The 18212-nt window shown below is 70.0% G+C and carries 16 protein-coding genes; 8 read left to right on the plus strand and 8 right to left on the minus strand.

The features are described 5' to 3' along the window. From rpmF to mutM, 3 genes are read left to right on the plus strand one after another with little or no spacing between them, the layout of a single operon-like run. Positions 1 to 204, plus strand: a complete 204-nt coding sequence (gene rpmF / locus DDQ50_RS06550; protein ID WP_116755829.1) for a 50S ribosomal protein L32 — start codon at positions 1 to 3, stop codon at positions 202 to 204. Between the two features lie 19 nt (positions 205 to 223). After that, a complete protein-coding gene (rnc, locus tag DDQ50_RS06555) occupies positions 224 to 940 on the plus strand; it encodes a ribonuclease III (protein ID WP_240614255.1) in 717 nt (238 codons plus the stop codon). Positions 941 to 984: 44 nt separating this feature from the next. Beyond that, positions 985 to 1893, plus strand: coding sequence for a bifunctional DNA-formamidopyrimidine glycosylase/DNA-(apurinic or apyrimidinic site) lyase (mutM, locus tag DDQ50_RS06560; RefSeq protein ID WP_116755831.1), 909 nt, complete (start codon positions 985 to 987; stop codon positions 1891 to 1893). A gap of 3 nt (positions 1894 to 1896) precedes the next feature. On the opposite strand, the gene DDQ50_RS06565 is transcribed toward mutM, so the two are convergent. After that, complete coding sequence (locus DDQ50_RS06565; protein ID WP_116755832.1) at positions 1897 to 2490, minus strand: hypothetical protein; 594 nt, start codon at positions 2488 to 2490, stop codon at positions 1897 to 1899. Positions 2491 to 2794: 304 nt separating this feature from the next. On the opposite strand from DDQ50_RS06565, the gene DDQ50_RS06570 reads away from it, so the two are divergent. After that, entirely contained in the window at positions 2795 to 3586 is a 792-nt protein-coding gene (locus tag DDQ50_RS06570; RefSeq protein ID WP_165829724.1) for a metal-dependent hydrolase, read from the plus strand. A gap of 26 nt (positions 3587 to 3612) precedes the next feature. Continuing rightward, a complete protein-coding gene (smc, locus tag DDQ50_RS06575) occupies positions 3613 to 7164 on the plus strand; it encodes a chromosome segregation protein SMC (protein ID WP_116755834.1) in 3552 nt (1183 codons plus the stop codon). 112 nt (positions 7165 to 7276) lie between these two features. Here the strand turns inward: smc and DDQ50_RS06580 are convergent, their stop codons facing one another. From DDQ50_RS06580 to DDQ50_RS06590, 3 genes are all read right to left on the minus strand, one after another. After that, a complete protein-coding gene (locus DDQ50_RS06580; protein WP_116755835.1) occupies positions 7277 to 8920 on the minus strand; it encodes an alpha-amylase family protein in 1644 nt (547 codons plus the stop codon). A 186-nt stretch (positions 8921 to 9106) separates the two neighbouring features. Beyond that, the gene (locus DDQ50_RS06585; protein WP_116755836.1) at positions 9107 to 9724 is read right to left on the minus strand and encodes a hypothetical protein; all 618 of its coding nucleotides are present in this window, start codon (positions 9722 to 9724) and stop codon (positions 9107 to 9109) included. 138 nt (positions 9725 to 9862) lie between these two features. Further along, positions 9863 to 10456, minus strand: a complete 594-nt coding sequence (locus DDQ50_RS06590; protein ID WP_133245926.1) for a hypothetical protein — start codon at positions 10454 to 10456, stop codon at positions 9863 to 9865. Positions 10457 to 10492: 36 nt separating this feature from the next. Here DDQ50_RS06590 and ftsY point away from each other — a divergent pair, with 36 nt between their 5' ends. Next, on the plus strand, positions 10493 to 11365 hold the full coding sequence (ftsY, locus tag DDQ50_RS06595) for a signal recognition particle-docking protein FtsY (protein ID WP_116755838.1): 873 nt from the start codon (positions 10493 to 10495) through the stop codon (positions 11363 to 11365). Here ftsY and DDQ50_RS06600 read toward each other — a convergent pair whose 3' ends face one another. The 4 genes from DDQ50_RS06600 to DDQ50_RS06615 form a co-directional block, all read right to left on the minus strand. Next, positions 11366 to 13303 carry a beta-galactosidase gene (locus DDQ50_RS06600; RefSeq protein WP_116755839.1) on the minus strand — a complete coding sequence of 646 codons (1938 nt, stop codon included), beginning with the start codon at positions 13301 to 13303 and terminating at the stop codon, positions 11366 to 11368. It lies immediately after the preceding gene. A gap of 72 nt (positions 13304 to 13375) precedes the next feature. Next, positions 13376 to 14242, minus strand: a complete 867-nt coding sequence (locus DDQ50_RS06605; RefSeq protein ID WP_116755840.1) for an LLM class flavin-dependent oxidoreductase — start codon at positions 14240 to 14242, stop codon at positions 13376 to 13378. Further along, the gene (locus tag DDQ50_RS06610; RefSeq protein WP_116755841.1) at positions 14239 to 14775 is read right to left on the minus strand and encodes a gamma carbonic anhydrase family protein; all 537 of its coding nucleotides are present in this window, start codon (positions 14773 to 14775) and stop codon (positions 14239 to 14241) included. The genes DDQ50_RS06605 and DDQ50_RS06610 overlap by 4 nt, the downstream gene beginning before the upstream one ends. 48 nt (positions 14776 to 14823) lie before the next feature. Continuing rightward, positions 14824 to 15789 carry an aldo/keto reductase gene (locus tag DDQ50_RS06615; protein ID WP_165829725.1) on the minus strand — a complete coding sequence of 322 codons (966 nt, stop codon included), beginning with the start codon at positions 15787 to 15789 and terminating at the stop codon, positions 14824 to 14826. A 252-nt stretch (positions 15790 to 16041) separates the two neighbouring features. Here DDQ50_RS06615 and ffh point away from each other — a divergent pair, with 252 nt between their 5' ends. Together ffh and DDQ50_RS06625 are read left to right on the plus strand one after the other, a co-directional pair. Further along, a complete protein-coding gene (gene ffh, locus DDQ50_RS06620; protein ID WP_116755843.1) occupies positions 16042 to 17598 on the plus strand; it encodes a signal recognition particle protein in 1557 nt (518 codons plus the stop codon). A 60-nt stretch (positions 17599 to 17658) separates the two neighbouring features. Continuing rightward, the gene (locus tag DDQ50_RS06625) at positions 17659 to 18195 is read left to right on the plus strand and encodes a YbhB/YbcL family Raf kinase inhibitor-like protein (protein WP_116755844.1); all 537 of its coding nucleotides are present in this window, start codon (positions 17659 to 17661) and stop codon (positions 18193 to 18195) included. Positions 18196 to 18212 lie beyond the last annotated feature (17 nt).

The raw sequence follows: 18212 nt of genomic DNA on the forward strand, positions 1-18212 counted from the left end.
ATGGCTGTTCCCAAGCGGAAGAAGTCACGTGCGAACACGCACGCCCGCCGCTCGCAGTGGAAGGCCGAAGTGCCGACCCTGGTGAAGACCGTCGAAGGCGGCAAGGTCGTCTACAGCCTTCCCCACCGCGCCAAGATCGTCGAAGACTCCGCGGGCACCCCGCTGTTCTTCGAGTACAAGGGCCGTAAGGTCGCCGACGTCTGATCGGCGAGCGGTGACTGCCGTGACCGGCACCTCTCCGCGCCTGCTCGAAGCTCTCGGACTCGACATCGAGCCCGAGCTGCTTCAGCTGGCACTCACGCACCGCTCGTACGCGTACGAGAACGGCGGCCTCCCGCACAACGAGCGCCTCGAGTTCCTCGGGGACTCGATCCTCGGGCGCGCCGTGACGGTGATGCTCTACCTCGAGAACCCCGGTCTCGACGAGGGCGAGCTCGCCAAGCGGCGCGCCGGCCTCGTCTCGACCGTCGCGCTCGCTGAGATCGCGCGCACCATCGGCCTCGGCGAGCACATCCTGCTCGGCAAGGGCGAGATGCAGACCGGTGGCGCCGACAAATCGTCGATCCTCGCCGACACCCTCGAGGCCGTGTTCGGCGCGACGTTCCTCAGCGCCGGCAGCGAAGCCGCCGAGCAGCTCGTTCTGCGGCTCGTGCGCCCTCTGGTCGACGACCCCGATCGCCTCGGTGCCGCCCTCGATCCGAAGACGACGCTGCAGGAGATCGCCGCTCGCCGCGGTGCCGGAGTGCCCGTCTACGTCGTCGCCCCGTCTGGACCCGACCACGCCCGGGTGTTCACCGCGACCGTCACGGTCGGCAACCTGGTCACCGAGACCGGCGTCGGTTCGAGCAAGAAGCAGGCCGAGATGATCGCCGCCCTCGCCGCGTGCACCGCTCTCACGAAGACGCGGGGCCGCGCCGCGAGCGCGACCGCCGCCAAGTGACTCGGGTCCCGCCTCTCCGCGAGATCCGGTGACCCGCAGGACTCATGCCTGAACTCCCCGAAGTCGAGACGGTACGCGCCGGTCTCGCCCCCGTCATCGCCGGGTCGACCGTTCGCGCCGTGCGAGTGCTCGACTCGCGGTCGCTGCGCCGCCATCTCGGCCCTGCCGAGAGCTTCGCCGACGAACTCGTCGGATCCCGCTTCTCGTCGGCCATGCGCCGCGGCAAGTTCCTGTGGCTTCCGCTCGACGACTCCGAGCGCGCTCTCGTGGTCCATCTCGGCATGAGCGGGCAGGTGCTGCTGCGCACCCCCGACGCCGACGACGACCGGCTCCTCCGCATCCGGCTCGAGGTCGACTCTCCCGAGCACGGACCGCTCAGTCTCGCGTTCGTGGACCAGCGGATCTTCGGTTCGATGGCGATCGACGACCTGGCACCCGGCGACGGCCGCCCCGCCGGCTTCGGCTCGGACGACCCGCGCATCCCCGGGCAGGTCTCGCACATCGCGCGGGATCCGCTGGACCCGGCTTTCGACGACCGACTGTTCTTCGCGGCCCTCGCCCGCCGTCAGACCGGCATCAAGCGAGCCCTTCTCGACCAGACGCTCGTGAGCGGAATCGGCAACATCTACGCCGACGAGGCGCTGTGGGCGTCGAAGATCCATTACGAGACGCCCACCGCGTCGCTCTCGCGGGCCCGGGCCGGCACGCTCCTCGCCGAGCTGCGCTTCGTGCTCGCCCGCGCGCTCGAAGACGGCGGCACGAGCTTCGACGCCCAGTACGTCAACGTCAACGGGGCATCCGGGTACTTCTCGCAGCGACTCAACGCCTACGGTCAGCAGGGTCTGCCCTGCGCCCGGTGCGGTCGGCCGATCGCGCGCGCCAACTTCATGAACCGGTCGAGCCACTTCTGCCCGTTCTGCCAGCGCCTCCCGCGAGTCGCGGCGACGCGCTGACCGTCAGCCCTCGGTGGAGGTGCAGGTCTGCGCCTGCGCGGTGAGGGTGAGTACGACCTCGTCTGCCGCCGACTCCCAGCGCTCGTAGTGCCGAGGATCGGCGTTGCGCTGCACCCGGTGCGCCGCATCGGATGGTGCGAGTGACGGCCATTCCGGGACGTTGTTCGTCAGTGCACGATAGAAGTTGGTGGCGCTGATGACCGGATCCATCCGGTCCTCGTAGCTGCCCCACGCGCCGCTGCCCCGCTGCTGGAAGAGGCCGCGGCTGTCGGGGCCTGCAGTGTCGCCGTAGTCGAGGATCTGCAGCGCCGACTCGCCCATGGCGGTCATGACCGCGATCTCCTGCGCGTCGCGGGGGAGCCCCATCGCGATTCCGGCATCGATGATGTGGGCGGCATTCGTCAGCTGCTCGCCGGAGTAGCCGGCGATGCGGGCGTCGGTCGTGTCGACGGATCCGGCAACGCCTTCGCCGCCCGCGCAGGTCAGCGAGAGGTCGCCCGCCTTCAGCACGTTCTGAGTGGTGATGACCCCCACCGCGAGGACGGCGACGAGGAGGAGGCCCAGTGCGATGCTGAGCGGAAGCGCCTGAACCCGCATGCGGCGTGTGCGGCGCTTCCGAGCCGCCGAGGAGCGCCCCGCGGTGCGCCTGACCGGGGTGGATGGGGTTCTCGGTCGAGACCCCGGCCGGCGCGCACCCGTGCTCCGTGCGCCGCCCCCAGACATCGAGACGAGGATACCCGGGCGCGCTGACAGGGGCGCGCCTCCGGGTCCTGCGGTCCCGCTTCGCGAGCCGCCGTGTGCGGTGAACGCGACGCCGGCGCGTCGCGCTGCTCGACCTCCACGGGTGGGTGCGGCGCGGCATCCCCGACGGCGCGGAGGCCAGGGTGACGATGGAGGGGTGATGGGATTCACGCACGCCACGAGCGGCACCGCGGCCTGGCTCGCGGTCACCGCGGCGTTGCCCGCGCTCGGCACCGACATCCTGCCGCTCACCTCCGCGGGCGTCATCGCAGGCGCCATGGTCAGCGCCGGCGCCGCACTGCTGCCCGACGCCGATCACAAGAGCGCCACCATCGCCCATGCGGTCCCGGTCCTCGGACCCCTCGTCACGGGGACGATCGGCGATGTCAGCGGCGGGCACCGTCACGGCGCCCACACTCTGCTCGCCGCCGCCCTCGTGACGGTCGCGGCGGTCGCCATCGGCCAGTGGCACATGGACATCCCCGAGATCGGGCCGACCCCGATCGGGCCGGCGATCGCGACGGTCGCGCTGATCACCTTCGCCGCCAAGGCGCGCGACCTGGTGCGGCACTGGACGACCGCGTGGGCGCTCGGACTGCTCTCCGCCGCCGTGGTGTTCTTCTTCGCACCCGACTCGAGCATCTGGTTCCCGCTCGCCATCGCCATCGGCTACATCGCCCACCTCGTCGGCGACGCGCTCACCATCGGCGGCATCCCCGGTCCGCTGTGGCCGATCACGATCAAACCGCCGAGGTGGTGGGCCCGCACCAACGTGCTGAACGACATCTGGAAGCGCAACGGGTACATCGCGTTCCCGATCCTCGGCAAGGCCGGCTCGGCTCGTGAGACGGTCGCCGCCGTCCTGCTGGGCCTCTACTGCGCCTACGGGCTCGGCAATGTCGCGATCCGCGCGGCGCAGACCCTGCCGGACTGGGCCGCCGCGGTACTTTAGGAGCTTCCCAGTCTCCCGGAGGTCGCGTGTATCTGAAGAGCTTGACTCTCAAGGGGTTCAAGTCCTTCGCGCAGCCGACGACGTTCGCGTTCGAGCCTGGGGTCACCTGCGTCGTCGGACCGAACGGATCGGGCAAGAGCAACGTCGTCGACGCGCTCGCCTGGGTCATGGGCGAGCAGGGGGCGAAGACGCTCCGCGGCGGGAAGATGGAGGACGTCATCTTCGCCGGAACCGCGACCAAGGGTCCGCTCGGTCGGGCCGAGGTCACGCTGACGATCGACAACAGCGACGGCGCTCTGCCCATCGAGTACTCCGAGGTCACGATCCGTCGCACCCTCTTCCGCAACGGGGGCAGCGAGTACGCGATCAACGGCGAGAACTGCCGCCTCCTCGATGTGCAGGAGCTGCTCTCCGACTCGGGGCTCGGCCGCGAGATGCACGTCATCGTCGGCCAGGGGCAGCTCGACACCGTGCTGCATGCCAGCCCGGTGGAGCGTCGGGGGTTCATCGAGGAGGCCGCCGGCATCCTGAAGCACCGTCGCCGCAAGGAGAAGACCCAGCGCAAGCTCGAGTCGATGCAGACGAACCTCACCCGCCTCTCCGACCTTGCCGGTGAGATCCGCCGCCAGCTGAAACCGCTGGGCGCGCAGGCCGAGGTCGCGCGCGAGGCGGCGACCATCCAGGCCGAGGTCCGTGACGCGCGCGCCCGACTGCTCGCCGACGAGGTCACCGATCTGCGCCAGGCACTCGAGCAGTACACGCGGACCGAGCAGGAGCGCGGGGAGGAGCGCTCGGTGCTCAGCCAGCAGCTCGACGAACGCAGTGCGCGTGCCGCCGCGATCGAGGCGACGCAGACGAGTGACGAGGTCGACCTCGCCCGGCGCACCGCGTTCGGACTCGAATCGGTGCAGGAACGGCTGCGCAGCCTGTACACGCTCGCCAATCAGCGTCTCGCGCTGCTCGGCAACGTCGAGGAGACTCCGTCCGCGGGCCCCAGCGTCACTTCCGCGATGGTCGAGGACGCCCGGGCGGAACTCGAACGCCTGCGCTCCGCGGTCGGCGGTGCGGAGGCCGCGCTCGTCGAAGCGCAGCTCGCGCTGCAGTCGAGCAGGGCGGAACTCGACCGGGTCGACGAGACGATCGCGGCGCAGAGCGCCGAGGTCTCGCGGTACGACCTGTCGCTGTCGCAATTGCGCGGTCGAGCCGACACGGCCGCCTCGCGACTCGCCTCCGTGCGAGGAGAGGTGCTGCGTCAGCAGAACGCGCTCGATTCCGCCGCCGAACGACGGGCCAGCGCGCAGGCACGGCTCGAGCAGGCCGAGAGCGAATCGGTCGAGGCCGACGAGGGCGAGCACGGTCTCGACCTGGTCTACGAGCAGGCTCAGGCAGCCATCGCCTCGACCGAGGGCGAGCTGGAGCGTCTCCGCGATGCTCTGCACCGGGCCGAGCGCGAACGCGACGCGCTGTCCGCCCGGACCGGTGCTCTCTCGCTCGCCCTCGATGTGAAGGACGGCTCCGGCGCGCTCGCCGCAGCCCGCCTCGCGGGTGTGCGCGGGCTCGTCGCCGACACGGTCACCGTCGAACAGGGATGGGAGTCCGCGGTCGCGGCCGCCCTGGGCCCTCTCGCGGACGCCGTCGTGGCCGACGATGTCGATGCCGCTCTCGCCGCTCTCGCTCACGCCACGGAGGCGGATCTCGGACGCGTCGAGGTCGTCGTCGCCGACTCGGATGCTGCCGCATCCAGCGAGATCGACGGGGCAACCCCGGCGAACGCGATCGTCCGCGGTCCGCGCGGCATCGAGAGCCTGCTCGCCTCCACCGTCTTCGTCGACGACCTCGACGCGGGTCGCGCCGTCTGGCAGCGGGCGCGCCGGGCATCCCCTCCCGTCACCGTCATCACGCGGGCCGGCGAGGTTCTCACCCCGTACGTCCTCCGCGGCGGCACCGGCCGCGAGCGCAGCCGGATCGAGCTCACCGCGGAACGGGATCGCGCCGCCTCGCGCCTCGACGAGGTGCAGTCCGAGATCGCCGCCGCGCGCACCGCCCTCGACGAGAAGCGGGCGGAGCATGCTCTGGCCCGCGAGCAGTCCTCGTCGGCGCTGGCCGCTCTGCGCGAGGTCGACGCGAAGGTCGCCGCGCGGTCCGAGACCCTGTCCCGCCTGCGCGCGCAGGTCGACGCCGCCGACGCCGAGCACGAGCGACTCGCCCGCACGCTCGACGGCTCGGCGGCGCAGGTCGCCGACGCGGAGGCCGCTGCGGGCACGGCGCGCGCCGAATTCGATGCGGTCACCGCGACCCCGCGGCCGCTGTTCGACCCGTCGGCTCGCGAACCGCTGAATGCGGCGGTCGAACGGGCCCGCGAGGTCGAGGTCGAGACCCGTCTGTCTCTCGAGACCGCCCGCGAGCGGGTGCGGTCCGAGATCGCGCGCATCGCCGAGCTCGAACGGCAGGTCGAGGCCGAGCGGCTCGCCGCGGAGGAGGCCGCTCGCCGGGCCGTCATCCGCCGTCGGCAGATGGACTCCGCCACCCGGGTCGCCGAGGCGCTGCCCGCGGTGCTCGATGCGGTCGGCGCCTCGGTCGCCGAGGCCCGCGTCGAGCTCGAACGCGCCGAAGCCGACCGCGCCCGGCGCAACACCGAGCTGACGGAAATCCGGCGCGGAGAGGCGGAGCTGCGAGCCCGTCTGCACACGATCACCGAGAGTGTGCACGGACTCGAGCTGCAGATCTACGAGAAGAGACTGCACGTGGCGTCGCTGCTCGAACGCGTCGGCGCACTGGGCCTCGACGAGGAGACCCTGCTCCGCGAGTACGGTCCGCACGTGCTCATCCCGGTGCCGCGCGACCCCGCCGACGCCGCGGAGCCGGAGAAGGAGGGCGCCGCCGAGCCCGACGGCATCCCGTTCGTCCGCGCCGAGCAGCAGAGGCGTCTCGATAAGGCCGAGCGGGGGCTCGCTCAGCTGGGCCGCGTCAATCCGCTCGCACTCGAGGAGTTCGCCGCGCTCGAACAGCGGCACAAGTTCCTGACCGACCAGCTCGCCGACCTGACCGACACGCGCCGCGACCTGATCACGATCATCGACGAGCTCGACGAGACGATGCAGCGCATCTTCCTCGAGGCCTTCGAGGACACGAAGGCGGCGTTCGGCGAGGTGTTCCCGGTGCTGTTCCCGGGTGGAAGCGGCAGCATCGAGCTGACGGAACCCGACGACCTGCTGAACACAGGCATCGAGGTGTCGGTGCGTCCGGCGGGCAAGAAGATCGAGCGCCTGTCGCTGCTGTCCGGCGGTGAGCGCTCGCTCGCGGCGGTCGCCCTGCTGATCGCGATCTTCAAGGCGCGGCCCAGCCCGTTCTACATCATGGACGAGGTCGAGGCCGCACTCGACGACGCGAACCTCGGCCGCCTGCTGACCGTGTTCGAGGACCTCCGCCGTTCGTCGCAGCTGATCGTGATCACCCACCAGAAGCGCACCATGGAGCTCGCCGACGCGCTCTACGGCGTCTCGATGCGCCAGGACGGCATCTCCGCCGTCGTCGGCCAGCGCGTCCAGCGCACCGAACCCGAACCCGTCGCCTCCTGACGTCTCCACGGATCAGGTTCCGTTGCACCGTTCAGGAGAAATCCCGAATTTGTCCTGATCCGTAGCGGAATCGTCCTGATCCGCGCAGATCTCCTGATCGGTGCAACGGGCCTCAGGAGGAGAGAACCCTCAGCCACCGATACCCGTACCCGTCAACCACGACGGTGGCCGCGCCGCCCTCGGGGATCGCCTCACGCCGTCCCTCGAGGATGTCGAAGAGGGCGACGCCGTCGAGCTGCAGCGTCACGGTCGCGGGGTCCGGTGAGAAGTTGTGCACGAAGACGACACGGCCCTCGTCCCAGGTCATCGAGTGCACCAGGAGGCCTGGGTCATCCTGGGGGAGCAGTGCGAAGTCGCCGTAGCCGATCTCGAACGATGTCCGGTAGCTGTGCGCGAGCGTCCGGATGAAGCTGAGCAGCGAGTCGGGATCGTGCTGTTGATCCTCGACGTTCACGAATCGCGGACCGTATCCGCCCTCGGTGACGGCCGCCGTGAGGTCTTTGGCCGCAGCGGTCGAGAACCCTCCGTTCTCGCCGGACGTCCACTGCATCGGGGTGCGGACCGCCATCCGCCCCTCGATCGCGAGGTTCTCGCCCATCCCGATCTCCTCGCCGTAGAACAGCGTCGGGGTGCCGGGCAGCGCGAAGAGCAGGCTGTAGACCATGCGGATGCGGCGCGGATCGCCGTCGAGCATCGGGGGAAGGCGGCGGCGGAGTCCCCGCCCGTAGAGCTGCATCTCGGGTTCGGGGCCGAAGGCGGCGAACACCTCCTCGCGCTCCTCCTCGGACAGCTTGTCGAGGGTGAGTTCGTCGTGGTTTCGGACGAAGATCGCCCATTGCGCTCCGTCGGGCAGCGCCGGTCGCTGCTTGAGCGCCTCGATCAGGGGGCCCGCCTCATGGCGCGCGAGGGCGAGGTACATGCGCTGCATCACGATGAAGTCGAACTGCATGTCGAGCTCGCCGCCTTCGGCGCCGCCGAAGAATCGCAGCTGTTCGGCGTAGGGCAGGTTGACCTCGCCGAGCAGGATGGACTCGCCCGAGCGCCGACTCATGAACGAGCGCAGTGCTCGCAGGTAGTCGTGCGGGTCGGCGAGCAGCTTGTGCGCATCGTCGACCCCTGCGGTGTCGAGCAGGAACGGCACCGCGTCGACCCGGAAACCGGCGACGCCGAGCTGCAGCCAGAACCCGATGACCTTGGCGATCTCGTCACGGACGGCGGGATTGGTGACGTTGAGGTCGGGCTGCTGCCGATAGAAGCTATGCAGGTAGTACTGCTTCGTCTTCTTGTCGAGGGTCCACACACCGTCCTCCTGATCGGGGAAGACGTTCTCGGGCTGGTCGGCGGGAGGCTCGTCGCGCCAGACGTAGTAGTCGCGGAACGGGGAGTCCCTGCTCGAGCGGGCATCGACGAACCAGGGGTGCTTGTCCGAGGTGTGGTTCACGACGAGGTCGACGATGACGCGGATGCCGCGGTCGTTCGCGATCCGGAGAACCTCGACGAACTCGCCGTGATGGCCGAGGCGGCGGTCGACGCCGTAGAAGTCGGTGATGTCGTAGCCGTCGTCGCGTTCGGGCGTCGGATAGAACGGCATCAGCCAGAGGCAGGTCACCCCCAGCTGGGCGAGGTGATCGATCCGGTGAGCGAGACCGACGAAGTCGCCTCGGCCGTCTCCGGTCCAGTCACTGTAGGTCTCGACGTCGAGGCAGTAGATGACCGCCGATTTCCACCACAGATCGCCCGTGTCGGTGAGCTTCATGCTGCTGTCCTCTCCCGGACCCGTTCGGCCTGCTCCGCCTGGGGGCGTTCGCGTGGCGAGATCTGCCCTTGAAATCCGACTACCGTCATGCGCCGCCCGTCGTTGAGGTTTCCTCCACGCTAGGGGGAGCGGTTCGGCGGCTTCGAGGTCACGATCCGATTGAGGGGGCTCTCCCAGCCGCGCCCGTCAGCGGATGATGAGCTTCTCGATGAGGACGCCTGCCGAGATGACGCCGACTCCGATCTGGGTGAGCACCTGCGGGTGCCTCTTGGGCCAGCTGAACGCCCAAGGATGCTGTTCGCGTACTCCGCGCTGATCGACTTCGGGGCGGATGATGATCGTGTCGATCCCTTTCGCCTGCATGTCCTCGGCCAGTAGGTAGAGGTCGGTGCTCTCCCAGAGATCGCCGCGAAGCCGGAGGGGACGCGTGCCGTCGCGTGGCTTCAGAGCGACCCGAGAGATCTCGTCGGTGTGGAATCGGCTCTCGAAGAAGAGCGCCTCCTCGACCTCCATCGCAGCGAGGGCCCGAACCCGCCCGAGGCTGTCCCGGAACCGGTACTCCCCGTCCCCGTATCCGATCCGTTCGCGAACCAGACCGCTGGCGCTGCTCGTCAGTCCGACGGCCAGCGCGATGCCGGCCGCGGTCCACAACGTCACGCTCGAGAGGAACATCGCGATCACGACGAAAAGCGCGATACACACGACAGCCAATGCGAGCCATGCCGCCCGCCCCGGAACGGTCGCTCGCAGGAATGCGCGGACCGACGGGCGGACGACGATCGGGGACCCTAGGCCGTTGCTCACCGCCCCATCATCGTCGACGCCTCCGCGGGGCGGGGGGGGGGGGGGAATGCCCGGGGCGCGGTCTCGAGCCGGCGACGAGTACCGCACTCCGCCACGCCGACGATCGCCGACAGTTCCGACTTCGGCGCAGCGCAGTCCTCAGCTGAGGAGGCGCTCGGCGACGAGGGCCCCGGCCAGTACTAGAGCGACGACGGGAAGCAGCCAGCGCGCTCTCGCCTCCCAGCGCTCGAGCGCCCACCCATGGTCGCGACGCAGGGCCGCCATGTCGTCGAGCACGACGACCTCGACTCCCCGCGCCCGCAGATCGTCCGCGAGTGCAGCGAGGTCCGAGCCTCTCCAGAACGCCTCCGTCATCCCGAGCAGACGTTCTCCGCTCGCGGAGCGCAAGTAGAGGCGTGACGGAGGAGCGCCGCGGCGCCGCAGGGGCACGACGACGGCCTCTGCCACCTCGCCGGCGGTGAACGATCGCCACGCGCCGCCCCGTTCGCGGACGCGGAACTCGTCCCCGCCCACCTCGATGCGTTCGCGCGACACGCTCGTGGCCAGGCGTGCGATCTCCGCCGCGAGACTCGCTGCTGCAGCAGTCCAGAACACGACGCTGCCGATCACTCCGCTGAGAACGAGAGCGGCGATCAAGAGGATGATCACGACATAGGTGATGGGCGGTGCGGTGAGCGCGCGGCCGAAGTACGCCCTCAGCGATGGTCGGATGATGGACGGTTCGCTCTGCACCACCCCATCCTGTCGCGGACGGTAGCCTCTACTTCCGTGGCACGCACTCCCTGGTCCCTTTCGGGCGCTCTTCGCGGCATGTTCGCGAAGCCGACCATCGACGAGTCGACGTGGGAGGACCTCGAGGCGGCGCTGATCGGCGCCGACTTCGGTCCGACCGTGACGGAAGAGGTCATCGACGACCTCCGCGCCAAGGTCGAGCGCTACCGCACGACCGACCCGAAGGACCTCCAGCGGATGCTCCGAGAGGGCATCGAGGAGCGCCTGTCGAAGTTCGATCCGACCCTCAAACTCACCGAACGTCCCGCCGTCGTGCTCGTCGTCGGCGTGAACGGGGTCGGCAAGACCACGACGATCGGCAAGTTCGCGAAATTCGTCCGCAACTTCGGACGGACCGTCGTCGTCGGGGCGGCCGACACCTTCCGCGCCGCGGCAGTCGAGCAGCTCGCCACCTGGGCCGAGCGCGCGGGCGCCGAGATCGTGCGCCCGCAGCACCCCGGCCAGGACCCCGCCTCCGTCGCGTTCCAGACGGTCGAACGCGCCAAGCGCGAGGGCATCGAGATCGTCATCATCGACACCGCCGGTCGACTCCAGACCAAGGCGGGCCTGATGGACGAGCTCGGCAAGATCCGCCGCGTCATCGAGAAGCAGGCACCCATCGCTGAGGTGCTGCTGGTGCTCGACGCGACCACCGGTCAGAACGGGCTCGCCCAGGCCGATGCGTTCCTCGAGGTCGCGGGCATCACGGGCCTCGTGCTGACGAAGCTCGACGGATCCGCGAAGGGCGGCTTCGTGCTCGCGGTGCAGGAGCGCACCGGCCTCCCGATCAAGCTCGTCGGGCAGGGCGAGGCGATCGGGGACCTGACCGGTTTCACCCCGCACGTCTTCGCGCAGAACCTCGTCGGCTAGCTAGCGCAGCACCCGCACCTCTCGCGGCGCGAGGGCGAGGGCCGCGCCGGCGACGGATGCTGTCCGCTCCTCGCCGCGGTGGTTGATGACGAACGTCGCATCGCCACGGCGGACCGCCTCGACGCCGTCGACCGGCTCGTCGAGCAGGCGTTCGACTCCGGAGTCGGCGAGCACGGCGTTCAGGATGGCGCGGATGCCGGCGCGGTCGGGCTGGGTCGCGACGTACCAGGCATCGCCCTTGCGCGTCACCGCGGGCTCGCCCGCCGCGTCACCGACGGCGAAGCTCATCACCACCTCGGCATCGACGACCCTCACGATCTCCTGCCAGAGCGTCGCCCCGAACGAACCCAGCTCGCCATCGATCGCGGTGCCGGGTGCCTCGCCCTGACCGAGGCCGTGGGGGTCGGCCGGGGCGAGCGGTGCGAACTCCTCGACCACGACGCCAAGGGTCTGCTGCAGCTCACCGAGGTAGCCGCCGGCCGTGATGTGCAGGTCGCGGTCGAGGATGGCCGTCTGGAACGTGACGAGCAGGCGCGAACTCCCGGCCGCCGCGGCGAGATGCGCGCGGGCCTCGTCGTCGAGCACGAAGGTCGACGCGGCGACGACGAGCGCATACGCGCCGAGGTCGTCGCCCGGCCGAACGAAGTCGACCGTGATCCCGAGATCCCAGAATCCCCGATACCAGTCGCGTACGAGGTCGGGATAGGCCAGCTGCGTGGGGGTCGCCCTCTGCTCGATCGCCCACCAGGAGTCCCAATCGAACAGGATGGCCACCTGCGCCCGCACGGTGTCGCCTTCGATCCAGGCGAGCGCGCCGAGCTCCGCTCCCAGCTGCTCGACCTCGCGGAAGATCCGGGTGTCGGCCCCGCCGTGCGGCAGCATCGCGGAGTGGAACTTCTCGGCTCCGCTCGTCGACTGCCGCCACTGGAAATACATGATCCCGTCGGCACCGCGGGCGAGCGCCTGCAACGAGAGCGCCCTGTTCACCCCGGGGGTCTTGCGGGCATTGCGGGGCCGCCAGTTCACCGCATTCGTCGCCTGCTCCATCAGGATCCACGGCTGACCGCCCCGGAGCGATCGCATGAGGTCCCGGCTCATGGCGGCGAGCACGGGGGAGTCGGGGTCGGCGGGATCGGGGTAGCTGTCGTCGGAGACGACATCGACCTCCCGCGCCCAGCGCCAGTAGTCGACCGCCTTGAATGCGCCGATGAAGTTGGTCGTCACCGGCAGTTCGCTGCGCTCGCGGATGACCGCTTTCTCCATCAGGAACAGTTCGAGCAGGGCGTCGGAGCTGAATCGGTCGAAGTCGATCAGCTGGGTCGGATTGATGAACGTCGGCGAATCCCGGGGCGGGTACACCTCGTCGAACGAGCCGTACCGCTGCGACCAGAACGTGGTGCCCCACGCCGCGTTGAGAGCCTCGATCGAACCGTATCTCCGCTCCAGCCAGATCCGGAAGGCTGCGGCGCCCTCGTCGCTGTAGCAGTGGCTCAGATGACAGCCGTACTCGTTGCTCACATGCCACGCGACGACTGCGGGATGGTCGGAGTAGCGGTCGACGACCGCGCGGACCAGGGACTCGGCGAGACGTCGGAACGTCGCGCTGTGCGGGCTGTACTGCTGGCGGCTGCCGCCCGAGAGCACCGTGCCGTTCGAGAGCACCGGCAGGGTGTCGGGGTAGCGGTGCGCCACCCACGGGGGCGGGGAAGCTGTGGCGGTGGCGAGGTCGACCCCGATGCCACCGGCGTGCAACCGGTCGAGGACGTCGTCGAGCCATTCGAACTCGAACCTCCCCTCCTCGGGCTCGAGCCACGCCCAGGAGAACACCGCGACGGTGACGACGGTCACGCCGGCCCTCAGCATGAGGGCGATGTCCTCGTCCCACACGTCGCGCGGCCACTGCTCGGGGTTGTAATCGCCGCCGAACCAGATCGTCATATCGCTCTCCTCATCGAGTGCGCACCGGCCGGGCGGGCGGTGCGGGGGCCGACGCGGGCGTCAGCGGGTACCTCAGAAGCGCGAAGCGACCTCGAACAGAACCTCTTCGTCGCCCGCGTAGATGCCGTCGCGGCGCGGCCAGTGCGCGATGATCTCGTCGAAGCCGAGTTCGGCGGCGCGGCCCGCGGCATCCTCGTAGGCGTCGACGCTCGACAGTGAGAAGACCGGAGCGGCGTCGAGATTGAGGTATCGCTCGACCTTTTTCCCTGCAGCCTGCTCGGCCTCGGCGAGTCGGTCGATCCGCTCCGCGACCGCCCGCCACCAGGCATCCAGGTCGTCCGCGTCTCCGCCCAGCGTGATCCAGCCGTCGCCTCGCTCGGCGGCCAGGCGGATGCCCTTCGGCCCCTCGGCTGCGATCAGGAGGGGGAGCCGCGGCCGCTGAGCGGGAACGCCGACCATGCGCGCCGAAACCGCCGTGAACCACTCGCCGTCGAAGGAGATGCCGTCGGACCCCTCGGGCTCGTGCCGCAGCAACGTGTCGAGAACCTCGACGAACTCGGCGAAACGGCGCGAGCGCTGACCGGGGGTCAGAGCATCTTGACCGAGCACGAAGGCGTCGAATCCGGTTCCCCCCGACCCGACGCCCAGTTGGAAACGGCCGCCCGAGATGTCGTCGAGGGTCGCCAGCTCCTTGGCGAACGGCACGGGGTTCCGGAAGTTGGGTGACGCCACGAAAGTGCCGAGCCGGATGTCGGTGGTGACGGTGGCCGCCGCGGTGAGGGTCGGGATGGTGGCATGCCACGGCTCGCCGGCGAGCGACCGCCAGGACAGGTGATCGTAGGTCCAGGCGGAGTCGAAGCCGAGCCCCTCGGCGCTGCTCCACAGCCGGCGCGCCTCGGCCCACGGCTGCTGCGGCAGGATGACGATCCCGTGCCTCACAGCGCGCTCTCTCCGTCGGCCGCCGCCTCGCGATACGCCGCGCTCAGTTCGAGGTAGGTCTCGGCATTGCGCCGGATGCCCGCGCGCTCGTCCTCGGTCAGCTCGCGGCGCACCTTCGCGGGCACCCCGGCCACGAGCGAGCCCGGCGGGATCACGGTGTCCTCGAGCACGACCGCGCCCGCCGCGACGAGCGAGCCGGTGCCGATCACCGACCGGTTGAGGAGGGTCGCGCCCATGCCGATGAGGCAGTCGTCCTCGACGACGGCGCCGTGCACGACCGCGCTGTGTCCGATGCTGACCCGCGCGCCGATACGGGTCGGGACGCCCGGGTCGCCGTGGAGCACCACGTTGTCCTGCACGTTGCTGCCCTCGCCGAGCACGATCTCGTCGCGGTCGGCCCTCAGCACCGCGCCGAAGAAGACGCTGGACCGAGGCCCGAGAGTCACCCGCCCGATGATCGTCGCGTTCTCGGCGACGAACGCCGAGGGATCGATCGCAGGGGACACGCCCCCGAAGGGCAGGATCACGGTCATGGCTTCACGTTACTGCCGGCCGCCGACAGCCGTGGAGGTGCGTGCGGCTCAGCTCGGGAAGAGAGCGCCCGCCGCCTCGAACTCCTCCTCGCCGAGGTCGAGTTCGAGGGCTTCGTCGACGGCCTGCCACTGGGCCTCGGTACGCGGCGAGATGATCGGGGCGGTCACGTCGGGGTGCCGGCGGAGCCACGCCAGGGCGAGTCCCGCCGTCGACACGTCGAGGTCCCGGGCGAGATCGGCGAGAAGTTGAACGCGGGCGAGGGCCGCGTCGGTCAGGAAGTCGGCGTAGAACGCGCGGGCGACGTCGATCCTGCTGCCGGGCACGACCTCGGCCCCCTTGAGGTACCTCTCCGACAGGACTCCGCCGGCGAGCGGTGAGTACGGCGTGTAGCCGAGCCCCTCGGCGGCCACGAGGGGGAGCAGATCGCGCTCGTCGCCGCGGAGAGCGAGGTTGAAACCGTTCTGGACCCATTCCGGCCGGGGGAGCCCCTCGCTGTCCGCGACCGAGAGAAGCGCCTCGAGGTCTCGCACCGTGACGTTGCTGCATCCCCATGCCCTGATGCGGCGCTCGCCGATCGCCTCCGCGAATGCGCTCATGGTCGCCGCCAGCGGGACCTGCGGGTCGGGTGCGTGGCTCAGGTAGAGGTCGACCCTGCCGAGGCGCCGGATGCTGACCGTGAGCTGGCGCTCGATGTGCTTCGGCGAGAGGTCGACGCGGTCCTCCCAGTGCTCGATCGGCGCCCCCACCTTCGTGGCGACGATCGCGCCGTCGGGTTCCCGCTCGCCGAGCCAGCGGCCGACCGCCTTCTCGCTGTCGCCCGCCGCGTAGGAGTCGGCGGTGTCGATCACCCGGATGCCGCGCTCCCATGCCTCGTCGAGCCGACTGAGACCCTGATCGAGAGTGAGGCCCTTGCCGATCGCGGTACGACTCGAGCCGACCCCTCCGATGCCGCCGGCGCCGAAGAGGAACTCGGAGACGTCGATCCCCGACCGGCCGAGGGGCAGCATGCGCATGCTGCTCACCATAGGTGCCGGGCGAGGCCTGCGGAGACGGCCCTTCGCGTCGCTGCGCTCTGCGGGCGGGTGTGGACCGGGTCCTTCGCGTCGCTGCGCTCTGCGGGCGGGGCGGGCGGGCACCCGGGCACCCGGCCGCCCGCTGAGCGCAGCGAAGCGAAGGCCCGCACGACCGGCGATCCCCGTCCGTTTCCTGCGGAGAGCGAGCGGCGGGGCGCAACCGCCGACACGGAAAGTAGAATCTTCTGCATCATGGCGACTTTCGGCACGCTCTCCGACCGGCTCACCCAGTCCCTTGCCAATCTGCGCGGCAAGGGTCGACTCAGCGCAGCGGACGTCGACGGCACCGTCCGCGAGATCCGCAGGGCCCTCCTCGAGGCCGACGTCAATCTCGACGTCGTCAAGCAGTTCACCGGCAAGGTCCGCGAGCGCGCGCTCGAGGCGAGCCAGAGCCAGGCTCTGAACCCGGCCCAGCAGGTCGTGCAGATCGTCAACGAGGAGCTCGTCGGCATCCTCGGCGGCCAGCAGCGCCGCCTCGAGTTCGCGAAGCAGCCCCCCACCGTCATCATGCTCGCCGGCCTCCAGGGCGCCGGTAAGACGACGCTCGCGGGCAAGCTCGCGAAGTGGCTCGTCAAGGAGGGGCACACCCCGCTCCTCGTCGCCGCCGACCTCCAGCGCCCCAACGCGGTCACCCAGCTCGAGATCGTCGGCGAGCAGGCCGGAGCCAACGTCTACGCACCCGAGCCCGGCAACGGCAAGGGCAACCCGGTCAGGGTCGCGAAGGACTCGATCAAGTTCGCGCGGGACAAGCAGTACGACGTCGTCATCGTCGACACCGCCGGTCGCCTCGGTGTCGACGCCGAGATGATGAAGCAGGCCGCCGACATCCGCAAGGCGGTCGACCCCGACGAGGTCCTCTTCGTCATCGACTCGCTCATCGGTCAGGACGCCGTCGCCACGGCCAAGGCCTTCCAGGACGGCGTCGACTTCACCGGTGTCGTCCTCACCAAGCTCGACGGCGACTCCCGCGGAGGCGCCGCGCTGTCGGTCGCCCAGGTCACCGGGCGCCCCATCCTCTTCGCCTCGGTGGGTGAGTCGCTCGACGACTTCGAGCCCTTCCACCCCGACCGCATGGCGAGCCGCATCCTCGACCTCGGCGACATCCTCACCCTCATCGAGCAGGCGCAGGGTGCGTTCGACGAGGAGGAGGCGCGCAAGGTCGCCGAGAAGTTCGCGACCGACACCTTTACGCTCGACGACTTCCTCAAGCAGATGCAGCAGCTGCGCAACATGGGTTCGCTGAAGAAGATGATCGGCATGCTGCCCGGCGCGAAGGGCATGCGCGACCAGCTCGACAACTTCGACGAGCGCGAGATCGTGCGCACCGAGGCGATCATCCAGTCGATGACCAAGGCCGAGCGGGTCAACCCGAAGCTTCTCAACGGTTCGCGCCGGCTTCGCATCGCGCGCGGTTCGGGCATGACCGTCACCGATGTGAATCAGCTCGTCCAGCGCTTCGAGCAGGCAGCGAAGATGATGAAGACGGTCGCCCGCGGCGGTGTGCCGCAGATGCCGGGCATGGGCCCCATGCCCGGTGCGGGCTTCGGCGGTCGCAAGAAGCAGCAGCCGAAGAAGGCCGGCTCGCGCTCGGGCAACCCCGCGAAGCGCGCCGCCGAGAATGCGGCGCGAGCGTCGGGTGCACCGGCTGCCGCCTCAGCCGGCGGCAGCGGGTTCGGGCTCGGCAAGGGAGCCGCAGGGGCGCCCACTGAGGACGAGCTCGCCGCGCTGCAGAAGATGCTCGGCCGCTGACCCCTTCCCCGCTCCGAGATCTCCCAGCCGCGGTTCACGGCCCGGTCGTAGGTTGAGGAGATGACAGGTAACAACCCCTACGAGGGCCTCACCGAACTCCCCGGATTCACCCTGACGAGCGAGGACGTCGCCGACGGTTCACCGCTGCTCGCGGATCAGTACGGCGCGAGCGCGGGCGGCTCCGACGTCTCGCCGCAGCTCAGCTGGTCGGGCTTCCCCGCCGACACGAAGACCTTCGCCGTCACCGTCTACGACCCCGATGCGCCCACGGCGTCGGGCTTCTGGCACTGGGCTGTGTTCAACATCCCCGTGGGCGTCACCTCCCTGCCGAGCGGCGCCGGGTCCCCTGACGGCGAAGCGATCCCGGAAGGCGCAGTGACGCTGCCCAACGAGATGCGGCTCCCGCACTTCATCGGTGCGACGCCGCCCGAGGGCACCGGCGTGCACCGCTACTTCATCGCGGTCCACGCGCTGCCCGATCGCCTCGACATCGACCCCGATTCGACGCCCGCGGTGCTGGGCTTCAACCTCAATTTCAACGCGACGGCACGTGCCGTGATCGTCGGCACCGCTGAGTTCGGCGGCGCCGAGAGCTGAACATCGATGAGCTGCTG

Source organism: Amnibacterium flavum (assembly GCF_003097495.1).
Lineage (GTDB): Bacteria > Actinomycetota > Actinomycetes > Actinomycetales > Microbacteriaceae > Naasia > Naasia flava.